General features: G+C 33.7%; 11 protein-coding genes. 7 read left to right on the forward strand and 4 right to left on the reverse strand.

The features are described from left to right. Positions 1–18: 18 nt before the first annotated feature. Entirely contained in the window at positions 19–2,187 is a 2,169-nt protein-coding gene (locus tag ACWVCY_RS08595; protein WP_455142070.1) for an MBL fold metallo-hydrolase, read from the forward strand. A gap of 32 nt (positions 2,188–2,219) precedes the next feature. Here the strand turns inward: ACWVCY_RS08595 and ACWVCY_RS08600 are convergent, their stop codons facing one another. Both ACWVCY_RS08600 and ACWVCY_RS08605 read right to left on the reverse strand, forming a co-directional pair. Beyond that, positions 2,220–3,002, reverse strand: coding sequence for a nitrilase-related carbon-nitrogen hydrolase (locus tag ACWVCY_RS08600; protein WP_455142072.1), 783 nt, complete (start codon positions 3,000–3,002; stop codon positions 2,220–2,222). A gap of 22 nt (positions 3,003–3,024) precedes the next feature. Beyond that, positions 3,025–3,846 (reverse strand): CPBP family intramembrane glutamic endopeptidase, encoded by an 822-nt coding sequence (locus tag ACWVCY_RS08605; protein WP_455142074.1) that lies wholly within the window; start codon positions 3,844–3,846, stop codon positions 3,025–3,027. A gap of 126 nt (positions 3,847–3,972) precedes the next feature. Between ACWVCY_RS08605 and ACWVCY_RS08610 the strand changes: the two genes are divergently transcribed. Both ACWVCY_RS08610 and ACWVCY_RS08615 read left to right on the forward strand, forming a co-directional pair. Further along, a complete protein-coding gene (locus ACWVCY_RS08610) occupies positions 3,973–5,538 on the forward strand; it encodes a hypothetical protein (RefSeq protein WP_455142075.1) in 1,566 nt (521 codons plus the stop codon). Between the two features lie 181 nt (positions 5,539–5,719). Beyond that, on the forward strand, positions 5,720–6,742 hold the full coding sequence (locus tag ACWVCY_RS08615; protein ID WP_455142077.1) for a hypothetical protein: 1,023 nt from the start codon (positions 5,720–5,722) through the stop codon (positions 6,740–6,742). Positions 6,743–6,760: 18 nt separating this feature from the next. Here ACWVCY_RS08615 and ACWVCY_RS08620 read toward each other — a convergent pair whose 3' ends face one another. Beyond that, positions 6,761–8,008 carry an SPFH domain-containing protein gene (locus ACWVCY_RS08620; RefSeq protein ID WP_455142078.1) on the reverse strand — a complete coding sequence of 416 codons (1,248 nt, stop codon included), beginning with the start codon at positions 8,006–8,008 and terminating at the stop codon, positions 6,761–6,763. A 29-nt stretch (positions 8,009–8,037) separates the two neighbouring features. Beyond that, positions 8,038–8,781 carry a hypothetical protein gene (locus ACWVCY_RS08625; RefSeq protein WP_455142080.1) on the reverse strand — a complete coding sequence of 248 codons (744 nt, stop codon included), beginning with the start codon at positions 8,779–8,781 and terminating at the stop codon, positions 8,038–8,040. Between the two features lie 526 nt (positions 8,782–9,307). Here ACWVCY_RS08625 and ACWVCY_RS08630 point away from each other — a divergent pair. The 4 genes from ACWVCY_RS08630 to ACWVCY_RS08645 form a co-directional block, all read left to right on the forward strand. Next, positions 9,308–11,011, forward strand: coding sequence for an acetyl-CoA carboxylase biotin carboxylase subunit (locus ACWVCY_RS08630; RefSeq protein ID WP_455142082.1), 1,704 nt, complete (start codon positions 9,308–9,310; stop codon positions 11,009–11,011). A gap of 20 nt (positions 11,012–11,031) precedes the next feature. Further along, positions 11,032–11,556: a biotin/lipoyl-containing protein gene (locus ACWVCY_RS08635; RefSeq protein ID WP_455142084.1), complete on the forward strand. Its 525-nt coding sequence runs from the start codon at positions 11,032–11,034 to the stop codon at positions 11,554–11,556. A 157-nt stretch (positions 11,557–11,713) separates the two neighbouring features. Continuing rightward, positions 11,714–13,318: a carboxyl transferase domain-containing protein gene (locus ACWVCY_RS08640; RefSeq protein WP_455142086.1), complete on the forward strand. Its 1,605-nt coding sequence runs from the start codon at positions 11,714–11,716 to the stop codon at positions 13,316–13,318. A gap of 31 nt (positions 13,319–13,349) precedes the next feature. Further along, positions 13,350–13,567, forward strand: a 218-nt coding sequence (locus tag ACWVCY_RS08645) for an enoyl-CoA hydratase-related protein (protein WP_455142088.1), incomplete at its 3' end; no start/stop codon positions are given.

Consider the following 13,567-nt stretch of genomic DNA (forward strand, 5'->3'; position numbering starts at 1 on the left):
TAATTTTGTTGATTTTGAATGTTTGAAAATGATTCTAGATTATCTGAAATATTAAAAAAAATAAAAGATGGTAAAAATTATAATATTACTGATATAGGACTTGATTTTACTTCAGAACAGAAAGATTTTTTATTCTTAGGGTTGATAAACACTCCTCTCATTGATCATGAATATTTTACAACTGAAAGAACGATTTGGGTCAAAATAAAGGACTTATTTAAGAATGATTATCAAGAACTGGAAATTTTAACTGAAAATTGGAAAAAAACAACAAATATGACTATAATTGCACTCCAAAATTCAATATTTGATTTTGAAGATTACCGTACTGTAATCAGATATCTTTATACCAATTCAAATGATTTGGAAGAGGTAGTTCTACATTCTAGTGAGTCAATTTTAAAATATTTGAAGAATAATAAATTTAATCCCCCCTATTTTCCAAATTATCTAGCATTAATGAGGTTTATTGGAATACCTTTACCCAAAATTGAAAAATTCATCCCTCAATTTTGTAATATCTTTCCCCATAAAAAAGATGAAATAAACAACTTCCAAAAAACCCATATAAAAGCTATTGATAATTATTCTCAATATTTAGAAGATATTGTTTCAGAAATAGCTTATGATGTTGAAGAAATATCCTTAAAAACATATTTTGATCATGAAACTCTTTCTAGGGTACTAAATTTAAAAGTTAACGATTTTATTGAATTTTGGAAGCCAATAAAACGATTCAATGACATTGAGGAGTTTTCAAAAGAAATTAATCCAGTCATTAAGGAAAATCAACTAAGTCTTGTCCCTTTCGTATTTAATTCATTTATACGTCCCTATGCATCTTTTATTGCATCCAAAACAATACAACAAGATAAAATTCCTCAGAATATTCCATCTGAGGCTTTGAATCCCTTTTTAGAGAAACTGGCATTTCCAATCTATAGTAAACCTGAAGATAAAGTTATCATAAAATTCTTAGGTGGCGAAACAATTGGAACCATGGGCATTCTCATAAAGACCAGTATGTCCATTATCTTGATAGATTATGGAATGTCAATAGCAAACTATCAAGTCCCAATTTGGGATGAAGCATTAAATTACCTAGATGCAATCCTTGTAAGTCATTCTCATTTAGATCATATCGGTGCTATTCCTTATCTTTTCGGATTAGGATATTCAGGATATGTTTATGGGAGTGCAATGAGTAAAAATCTAGCAAAATTTCTTCTTTTAGATAACCAGAATCTGATGAATAGAAATACTAGCAATCTTGTTCGAACCGTAGATCCTAGATTTAAGCATCTTTCAAATGAATCAAATATAATTCAGCTTCTAGACAGATTCATAACACTTTCCAGTTCTAAAACCTATAATTTAACCCCTGATATTGCCATCACTCCAATACCTGCTCATCATATTCAAGGGTCTTATGCTTATAAACTTGAAATAGGAAACAAATCAATTTTGTTCTCAGGAGATGCCAATCTGGATCCTAGTGCGTTATTTAATAATGAAGGAGCTAATTTACCAACAGATGCTGATCTTACAATAATGGATTGTACTTATTATAATCAAGAATCTTTTGATACTAAAAAACGTGATTCACTGTTATTTGAAACGGTAAAAGAAAGTAAGCGAGTAATTATTCCCGCTTTTAGTGTTGGGAGAGCGCAAGAAATTTTATTAAAACTTGATAAAGCTGGTTTAACAGCTGAAAGAAAAGTTTCACTCCTTGGTATGGCCACAAAAGTAGCTCGGTTAACTGGAATTTCTACGAAAGGATATTTAAGTGATAATTTGATTCCCCCATTTGATGATCAAGTTGTAATTACTGGAGGAGGTATGCTAGGTGGAGGTTATGCAAGAGAGCTTGTAGAGGAAACTAAAACTGATTCAGATACTTCAATTATACTCTGCGGATTTCTAGCAAAGAATACATTAGCTTATCGTCTTCTTCATAAAATGGAACCAGATTACAAACAAAAAATAGTTTACGCACGGTTTAGTGGTCATAGTTCAAATGATACCCTTCAAAAATACCTCAGTTCAGTTAAAGGTGAAAAAATCTTAATCCATCTAGGAGCATTATCTACCGATCCTTTGCAATTAGAACAATTACGTAAAACTCCAATTTTTAATGTTTCATCTCTAAAAATTCCTGAATTAGGATCATCCATCGAAATCTAACTGATCTTACCTGTTTTTTAAGGTAAAATTCCCTATATTGTTTTTAAAAAATTTCTAGCTATATCAATTTGTTTTGGGTCAAGGAAGGCAGAAATATTTTCCTCTGCTTGTGAACCTTTAATCAATATAGTCCCCGAGGGATCTACAATCATTGAAAGTCCAAAAAAGCAAGCTCCTGGAATAGTTCCAACACGATTGACTCCTGCAACAAAAACTTGGTTTTCAATTGCTCTTGCTTGAAGAAGAGTTGTCCAGACATAGTCCCGTGGTTTAGGGAATTCTGCAACATATATTAATACCTCTACACCCGATTTAGCAAGAGTCCGACTATTCTCAGGGAAACGAAGGTCATAACAAATCTGAATACCGATATTTGCATAACTAGTTTGAATTCCATTTTCAGGTAGTTTACCAGGAGTTAAAAATTGGGTTTCATCCATAGGAGGGAGTGGAAATAAATGATTTTTCCGATATTTTCCAAGAAGAGTTCCTTTTGCATCAATCAATACACCTGTATTATAATAATGACCATCTTCATATTCCAAAAGACTTGTAATGATTGAAACATTATAATCAACCGCTAGATCTATTAAAAAGGAAATTGTTTCCCCGTCAGTTAAATTCTCAGCTTGTAAACCAATATTTTTAAAATCGTAGCTAGTGGAGAACAATTCAGGAAAACATATCAGTTGATGCTCAGAAGATGATGGATTAGGCTTAATCTGGTTTATGAACTGTTGTGCTTTTTGAAAATTTTTCTTTTTTTGCCCAAATACAATATCCATTTGAACTAAATAGAGATCTAAAGGTTTCATGCCTTAAATTTTTCCTATTACGCTATTTTGAGAAATAATTTCGTCTCTCAGCATAACGTAGAGCACCATAAAATATTATTACAGCTCCAATCGTTGATGCTAAAATCTCCATTACAACATGTAAAAGATCTTGATATCGAAAATCTGCTTGAAAAATGAAAAGAAAAAAGTCCCAAAAGCCGTGAATAGCTACTGGAAAGATAAGATTATAATTAGTGAATTTATAGACGTACGAAAACATTACACCAATAACTGCTGCACTAAATAAGATAGCCACCATATAAAATAGATTTCTACTCGTTGCTGCGAGCCAAAAATGGAGAAATCCAAACATTAAAGCAGAGGATACTGCGGAAAATTTGAATGAATACTTTGTTTCGAGCATATTTTGAATATATCCTCGGAAAAGAATTTCTTCACCAAGTCCAATTGCAAAAATTGTAACGAGAAGTGTTAATATGATTGCAAAGACATTGATTAATTCCTTAAGAATGATTATATCAAAGATTATTTCGATGACAACAGTAGGAATTAAGCCAGCTAATGTTATTGGTATTGAAATTAAAATCCACTCCATTCCGTATTGTTTATCCCATTCCAACCCAACATCTTTGAATCTTTGGCGATCAAAGGCAAGGAAAACATATACCAAGCCTACACCTACAATTCCATTAACCATACGGATTAAATTAATCTCTAAATTTAAGGGTAGAGCCTCTCCATTTGGGATTATCTGCTGGACTAGTGGAAGAATAAAAACTTGAAATGTAAATATTAACATGATAGCTATAGCCATAAAGAGAATAATTCGTAACCAAAGTTGAAAAGTAGAATGTTTCTTCATGATTAGGAACCTCGTTGCGTTGTATTCAATAAAATGAAAAGTTTTCGCTCTTAATTATTTCTAATAGCTTATTTGTTTAGATAATATTTTAAACTATATGGAACAACAGATTATCAGTGAAAGTGATTGGTTGCCCCTTTTCTAGCATTTGCAGGTTTAACAGCAGCTGCTTTTATAAAACAGATTGTGGCTGATTATACAGCTGGTTTTGCTAGGTATAAATTAGCGAATTCTTTTTTAGTAGAAAGGATTGATAACAAATTAGAAAAAAAATTTGGAAAAGAGTTTTTAAAGAAAAAACTAACCCCAGATGTACTTGAAGAGGTTCGTAAGGTAATTCATGAGGAACTAGGGGCATTTTCTCCAAAAAAAGACCTTGATGAGTTAATCGTTGGAAGTTTAACTAAGCTTGGGGATGAGCATCAAGCAATTCTTTCTAAATTGGACAACGTAGAATCTTTACTCGAAAAAATTGCCATTCCTCTTGCATATTCCATGGGAAAAGAGAGTTCTGAAGAAATTCCCGAGGAATTATTAACTGGACTCCTTGAGGGGAGCCTACAAGGACATAAAGTGTCACAAAAAGTGTTGAATGAGTTAGTTGAAGAGAAAAGAATTTCATCTGATATTTCTGAAGTCATTAATGAATTTCAATTTATAAAGCGATTATGTGTATCTGGTGAATCAGAAATATCACATCTTGTTAAAAAATTTGCCTATTCACCTGAAGAAATCAATAATCTAAGTACCCTGATGGATATTGCTAGTCTTTTAGCTGGGCCAAGTGAGGAGATAGAAAACGTAATTTCTGAATTTGTATTTAAAATGATTTCAGAAGGGATCAAAACTGAAACGATTGAAAATTCCGTAATTTCCTTTTGTTTCTTAATTCACAGGTTAGGAAAGCTTGAATTGCTTTCAGAGAGTGATAGATTATTATTAGGATCCTTTTTAAGAAAAAATATACAAAATATTAATGATCCAACACGTATGGTAGAATCATACTTCTTATTGTCAAGTATGGGGCTCGCTGGAGACATTGATTCAACGTTCATTAAAGAAGTAGTACAACAATATCATAAACAGGGGATTGATACAACTCGTGAGATGAAAGGGCAACTTCGAATTAGTGGGAAGCTTGCTCGATTCTTAAGAAGATTAGGATTTAAATCCTCAGATCCTGACCTATCTCTTAGGACAATACGGCTTTTGATAAAAAAGATGGATAAACGGAAATTTATTAGAAGTACTCCCCTTCTTCAATACCAGCTAGAGCGTTTAACAAGTGAAGTTAATTTATTTATTGCATATTTTGAGACTGAGAAGATTCAACAAGAGAAATTGGATGAACTGATAGATCTTTTACAGCTTTTATTAGAAATCCTAAATCGTCCTAGAATTTTTGAATTAGAATTAAATGTCAGAAAAACTGTGATAGAGCTGATGGATAGCACTTATTTTCTATATGATTTATTAGCTATGCGAAATTCTTGGGCTTTATTGACCAAATATCAATTAGATGTAAAATCTTTATATTCACCTACTTTAGGATCGTATCAAAGAATTTCCATGAATAAGGAAGCATTTAATAAAGCTCTAGGAGATTATTCTCAGAAAAGAATGAAGAGAATTGAACGTGATTTACCCATTCCACCTAAAACAAAGTCAAGAGAAAAAATTACTGAGAGATAATTCTGAATCAAAAAACCTCTCTAATCTCCTTAATTTATCCTTTGGGAACATAAAGGTTTTTAACAAAACAGATAAAGATAAATTTCATACGAAGTATGACAATAATTTCATTCCTATAGAATCAGAAGAATGTAGATTCGGAGTTGAAACCACCTCACATTAAGTGATTTGGTGCAGTGGCATGTTTAACGGAATAATCTTTTCAGTGATGGCAGATACAGGTCCAATGACTGAGATTAATCTTTCTCAACTTGATGAAACTTCTTCGATGAAACTTAGCATCAGTCTTCTGACTGCCCTTGGTTTAGGGGAAAGTCGTGATCAAATAAATCAACTTCATGGTCCTTTTCCAGTTCCAGGGAGGAAAGAACTAGCATTAGCATATCCATTTACTTTAGAAGGTAATGAATCACAAGATCCACGAATTCAATTCTCAGGAAGATATTGTACTATTTTTTTATTATTCGATAAAGAGGAAAAGTCACGAGCTCTAACCAATTTCGGAAATATTGAAAAAATTCTGTCTGAACGTCTGAAGTCAATCGAAAACCAAAAACAAATATCCATTGATTATCTTAAAGATATTTATACGAATTTAGAGAGTTTTATTTCATATAATGAGGGTAAAAGTGCTCCTAGTTCAATTAAAGAATCTGCACTCAGTTTTCAAGAGATTCGTGAATCTCAAACTCGGCATCAAGAATTATCAGCAATCATTCGAGACATTACACAAGTCCAGACATCGATTAATCAACTTCTAGATGAATATATGGTATTTACAGACCCTCCCATCTTAGAAGGATCTTATTATATGCGTCCAAATGTAAAACCGGAAGAATTTCTAAAAATTTATCCATTGATCACTCGTTATATTAGAGTATTAGCACGGTTAGATGGTGAAGATAAAGAAACAGTAAAAGAAATAGTTGAAATCTCTGTTTTGGTTCGTATTGGTAACTTATTTTATTGGAAAGCTTTAATTTCTCATCAAACCATAGAATTTGAGAAAGCCATCGAGTTTTATATGCGCGCAAACGATCTTAAAGATGATTCAATCCTATATTTAACAATAGGATCTATCTATAGAAAATTAGGGAGAGATGAGGAGGCCAAAGATTGGATTGAAAGTGGTTTTTCTCGGATGCGTAAACGGAAAGAATCCGTACGAATTTCAAAAAATATGCTTTTTGGTGATGTTAAGTAAAAAAGGGTAAGGGTAAGATTAATCTTCTTCTCTTGAACGAGGAATACGTTCAGAGGGTCCTCCTGTTTTATTCAATCCCATTTCTCGGGCTAATTCGACAAATGGTAAAACCATTTGAGCAATCGATTTATAAGCATCTTGTCCTTCACCCAATAAAATCATTTTATCGACATTTATGTTTTTAAAGACTTCAGGAAGCATATCAAGTGTTTTCAGTTGAATATATTTTTCATCCGCTTCACTTAAAGCCTTAGCTTGTTCAAGGATACCTTGAGCTAAAGCAATCTGAGTTTTACTTATTTTAGCTGCTTCACCCTCTGCTTCAGCTATTAATTGATCCTTTCGTGCCATTGCTTCTTGTCGAATTCGTTCTGCATCAACTGAAATTTCTTGTGTAACTTTTAAGAATTTTTCAGCTTCTGCTTCAATCTTCATTCTTCTCCGTTTAGTTTCAGCTTCGATAACTGCCCTCTCCTGTTCTAATTGAGCAATTTGAATTTCTCTTTGCTTAGCTTTGGATTCAATCTGAAGTTTTACTTCTTGATCTGTCTCTCCAGTTTTCTGTTTCACTGCAAGATTTCGAAGTTGAACCATTTCTTCCATTTCGGCCTGACGTAGTTGAGCAGTTTGTGCTTCTTCTATCTTTTTTACTGCTTCAAGATTGTCTTTTAATCTTGCATCGAGTACTTCAACATCTCGAATTTCTACTGATTCTACAGTAATTCCCCAGTCTCCAGCAAGATGATGAAGTTCACTTGTAACATTTTTGATAATTTCAGCACGGTTTCTGATGATTTGTTCAATTCTCATGTTTGCACAAGTAGTTCGAATAATTGCTTCAGTAGCATTTTTAATTGCTTTTTCAACATAATCAGAGCGGGCTGGATTCCAACTAACTTTCGAGAATGATACCTCTGGGTTGGTAACCCGCCAATAAACAAATGCTGTAATAGCAATATCTTGATATTCATGTGAAACGACCTTTTCTCTAGCCTCAAGAAGGGTTTGCTGTACAGTGGTGGGAATTACTATAACTTCGTCAAAAATAGGCCACATAAATACAGTTCCACCAGTACCAGCTCTTTTTACTTTTCCTCTCCGAAAATGGATAACATATTCATTTGTTTTATACTTTCGATAACGAGATACATAAAATATAGCAAAGAAAATAAAGACAAATACAAAAAGTATGACTATCCCAGCTCCATATGGAGCCAAGTCAGCAATCAAACTATCTAAATTTTGGAGTACAAATATATTATTCATTATTTACACCTTTATTTGAGCATCAGTCACTAATCCCAACGTATAGATCTCTTGTCTGGGATTGGCTTCTTATTTTCCTCTGATGAGGGCCATTCATCAATTATTACGGCATTTGAGTCAATTTTAATAACGTAAGCTTCCATGTCTTTCGCTATTGCTCCATATCTAGTTTTTGCTGCCATTTTAATTGGACCATGAATTGAAGATGTCTCAATTACAACTAATCCTCCATCTGTGTCAACTGTGGTAATAGTTTTAACCTTATCATCAATTTTTATTGTTTGAAGAGGTGTTTCATAAATGTCTGAAACAGCTAATTTTGCCCAGAGTTTGGAAATACCATATGTAGTTCCAATAGGGATAATAAAAGTCAAACCTATAATAAAAATTGGATTAATTGAAGTTTGAAGAAGAATGGTACCTATTCCACCGAATGTCATTAGAAAAGTACCAATTAATAACATTAAAGGAGTAGGATTATCTGCTTCAAATGCATGGTCCTTAATATCAAAGTGTTTATCGACATGAAGACCTACATCATGATCTACATCTAGATCAATGTCAGTATCAATATCTGCATCCCCTAAATCTATACCCCCGTGATCTAGAGATACATCATGATCAATATCATGATCTATGTCAGTATCATGATCGAAAATATGGCTTCCTTGAAGAAATAACGTTAGGAAGAATAGGATTAATCCTGAGATTAAACTACCTAAGCAAATTTGTTCAAGGAGTAATAAGATGGTATCTATTTCTATCAGTGCCATATTGCTCACCTATACCTCAGTATGACCACAGTTATATATATAATGTTCTCGGAAATTAGCAAAATAATGTTTACAAAAGGTATCGTTCTTATAACATTAGATTTTATTTCAGTTGTTACAATATTTATTTTCTAGTTGTTTATTAAAAAATAAGTTTGATAAATCAAATTCTAATTCTCTAGAAATAGGATTATTACATCTATTAAGAGTGGGTTTTTTAAATATCAAAATGATTAATTTTACTGATCTATAATTTAAAATATCTTGAATATCTACATATTACAAAAAAATTAGGTTAAAATAGATACATTAGATTTTTACCCAGATCTCTTATATGGGTGAAAATAAACTAACCCCTATATTTAAATAGCTTCACAGAAGTATTCGTTCAGTGCAGCATCAAAAATTTCTAACATTTAAACACATGAAAAACCACAGAGGAAGGATCTTCCTACAATTTGAAACTATAGATAGTTCTGAGACTCTTCATCTCTAATACATTAAATAAAAAGGTTTTGGGTAAACCATGTTTAAACGGATTCTTATTGCTAATAGGGGAGAGATCGCTACACGAATAATAAATGCTGCTCAAGAGATGGGAATTGACACTGTAGCAATATATTCCGAAGTTGATGAAGATTCAGTACATGTCCACGCTGCGGACTATTCATACCCCCTAGGAGATCCAACACCTGCTAATAGTTATTTGAACATGGAAAAAATCATCCGAATTGCATTAGAAAGCCAATCAGAAGCAATTCACCCCGGATATGGATTTCTTTCAGAGAATTCTGAATTTGCACAGAAAGTTCTTGATAATGGACTTAATTTTATTGGTCCAACACCCGAGGCAATTTATGCTGTAGGTGACAAAATCCAAGCAAAAAAGACGATGGAAAAAGCTGGAATACCAGTAATTCCAGGATATCATGGTGGTTCACGAAATAAAGATTATCTTTTAAAGAAAGGAAAAGAAATTGGTTTTCCTTTGATGATCAAGGCTACAGCTGGAGGAGGGGGACGTGGTATGCGTATTGTTGAATCTGAAGATGAATTTATTGAGTCTTTCGAAAGTGCAAGAAGAGAGGCTGAGGGTGCATTTGGCTCTGGTGATGTATTTTTAGAGAAATATCTTCCATATATTCGTCACATTGAATTTCAAGTATTAGGAGATAAGTATGGTAAGCTTATTCATTTGAATGAAAGAGAATGCTCAATACAAAGGCGACATCAAAAGATCATTGAGGAGACACCATCCACAGCATTAAGTCCAGAGCTTCGTAATAAAATGGGAAAAATAGCTGTCTCCGCAGCTCAAGCTGTGAATTATTCAAATGCAGGATCTGTTGAGTTTGTATTAGATGATACAACTGGAGAATTTTATTTTCTCGAGATAAATGCAAGACTTCAAGTGGAACATGCCATTACTGAAGCTGTTACAGGTATTGATTTAGTGAAATGGCAAATAAAAATAGCTGCAGGACAGAATTTGACTTTAAATCAAGAAGATATAGTCTCAAGAGGACATGCTTTGGAATTCAGAATCTATGCTGAAAATCCCGAAAAGCAATTTCTACCCTCTTCAGGTACAATTTATCAGGTCCAAGTTCCTGTAGGGGTAAATATTCGCAATGATCTTGGAATTTCCACGTTGGGTGGGAAAATTTCGACTTATTACGATCCAATGATAGCAAAACTTATTGTCCATGCTGAAACCCGTGAAGAGGTAATTCAAAAGATGAGATGGGCACTAAGGAATTACAGTGCTCAAGGAATTCCAACAAATATCGCATTTCTTCGTGAAGTTTTAAACAAAAAAGCTTTTCAAGAGGGAGATACTCACACTAATTTTGTAGAAAATCACTTTAATAAATGGAAAGGGAATCAAAAAGAAACTCCAGTTGAGGTTTTCTTAGCTGCAGCTTTATTTGAAGTAATGGAACCTTTTTTGTCTACGGGACAGGATCTTACACCAAGTTCATTAATAAATGGTATCGATCATTATTATTCACCTTGGTCCAAATTAGGAACTTGGGGACGGGAATCCTTAGATGCGATGTCCGGAAAACTGACTACTACTATTGGGAAAGGGAAAGCAGCAATTAAGAAGATACTACCTAAAGTCGGAGATGATTTTCATTCTTCTTTTTTACCTGATTCTGATCCCCACTCTCCTTGGCGAAAAATAGGTTCTTGGCAGCTTGGGAAAAAGGACACAAGAAAGTTATAGTTAAAATTCTGTGACGAAGTATGAGTGATATTTTTACATTTGATGATGGTCGAAGACGGCATGAGGTAAGATTAAGAAGGGATGAAAAGAATAATTTTTTTGTTGTGGTTGGAGATAAAGAAATTCAGGTTCAAGCAAAGGTCTTAGGGGTGGGTCAATTCCAATTTACTCTAGATAATATTATATACAAAGTGAATGTTTCAAAGAATGGGGATACACGATTTATTCATCTTGATGGTGAGGATTATGAGATTCGTCGTGTTTCAACCTTAGAAACAGAATTTGAAGAAATTGACGAAGCAGAAGGGGGATTAAAGAGTCCAATGCCTGGTCGAATAGTCAAAATATTTGTTAAAGAGGGACAAAAGGTCAAAAAGGGGCAGGATCTTATCTCCATCGAAGCCATGAAGATGGAAAATAGAATAACAGCTCCTTTTGATGGCATTATTACAAAAATATTGTTTTCTGTAGGGGATCAGGTTGAAGCTAATATCCCTCTAATTGAGTTAGAAAATATCGAGTCAAAAAAGACCAAAGAAGAATAAAGATTAATAGCGTTTGAATTTACATTTTCTTCTGATTTGTTTCCAAGTGAGAACATTAATTCATTTTATTACTAGTCTTTAAACATAAATCAAGCAATATATTAATCTATCATCGAATGAAACTAAGAATAGTAACGAATTTACAAAGGGAAATTGTATGCCAATAATAAAAAGTAAAATTGATGTTAATTCTAAGGCATTCAAGGAAAATACTAAACATTATCAGGATATCCTTCAGCTCTTAAAAGAAACATTAGATAAAATCAGAGCAGGTGATCCAGAAGCTCTTGCAAAACACATAAGTCGTGAAAAAATTCCCGCAAGACAGCGAATTCAGAAATTATTAGATCCTGACACTCCTTTTATGGAATTAAGTTCTCTTGCAGCATATAACATATATGATAATTCATGTCCTTATGCAGGTATAGTAACAGGAATTGGAATGGTATCTGGAAGGGAAGTGATGTTTATTGCGAATGATGCTACGATTAAAGGAGGTACATATTTTCCAATGACAGTAAAAAAGCATCTAAGAGCTCAGGAAATTGCTGAAGAAAATCATCTTCCTTGTGTTTACTTGGTAGACTCTGGTGGGGCATTTTTACCTCTACAAGCAGAGGTCTTTCCAGACCGTGATCATTTTGGACGGATTTTTTATAATCAGGCACAGATGTCCTCTAAAGGGATTCCTCAAATTAGCGTAGTAATGGGTTCCTGTACAGCAGGAGGAGCATATGTTCCTGCTATGTCTGATGAAACTATTATTGTAAAAGGAACAGGAACAATATTTTTAGGAGGTCCTCCACTAGTAAAAGCTGCTACTGGCGAGGAAGTATCAGCAGAGGATTTAGGTGGTGCTGATGTTCATTGCCGAACTTCAGGAGTAGCAGATCATTACGCAACTAATGACGAACATGCATTGTTAATGACAAGAACCATCATTGAGCATTTAAATTTACCCCCTAAAACACGACTTGATATTAGAGCTCCTGAACCTCCTCAATATGATATTGAGGAAATTTATGGAATATTACCAAAAGATCCAAGACAAGCTTATGATGTACATGAAATAATTGCCAGAATCGTTGATGGATCGAAGTTTCATGAGTTTAAAGCATTGTATGGAACTACCCTTGTATGTGGTTTTGGACGAATAATGGGATATCCAGTTGGTATTCTAGCAAATAACGGAGTTCTTTTTTCTGAGAGTGCTTTAAAAGGAACTCATTTTATCAATCTGTGTTCTGAAAGAAAAATTCCCTTAGTTTTTCTACAAAACATCACAGGATTCATTGTTGGGAAGGAAGCTGAAGCTGGGGGTATTGCAAAAGATGGTGCTAAATTAGTTATGGCAGTTAGTAATACCGCGGTACCAAAAGTGACGATAATTATAGGAGGATCCTACGGTGCTGGAAATTATGGAATGGCAGGAAGAGCTTATTCTCCTCGGTTTTTATTCATGTGGCCAAATGCACGAATTTCAGTGATGGGAGGTGAGCAGGCTGCAAATGTGTTAGTTACCGTTAAAGAATCTCAATTAGCACTAAAGGGAGATAAATTGACAACAGAAGCTCGAGAGAAGATAATGACTCCGATCTTGGAAAAATATGACAGAGAATCAAGTGCATATTACTCAACAGCAAGACTTTGGGATGATGGAATAATCGATCCAGCTGACACCCGAATAGTATTAGCGTTATGTATTTCTGCCTCTTTAAATGCACCAATTCCAAATACAAAATTTGGTGTTTTCAGGATGTAAATATTTGAATTCTTAAGGTAAGGAAGTATTAATGCAAAAATATGAAACAATTAAAGTTAAAATTAGTAATTATGCTGCTGTTGTGACATTATCGAGACCTGAAATCCATAATGCCTTTAATTCTTTAATGATAGAGGAATTAACAACGGCCTTTAAGCTTCTTGAGAATGATGAGGAAGTTAGAGTAATAGTTTTAACAGGAAAAGGTAAATCTTTTTCTGCTGGTGCTGATGTCAATTATATGCGAGA

Source organism: Candidatus Hodarchaeum mangrovi (assembly GCF_975850365.1).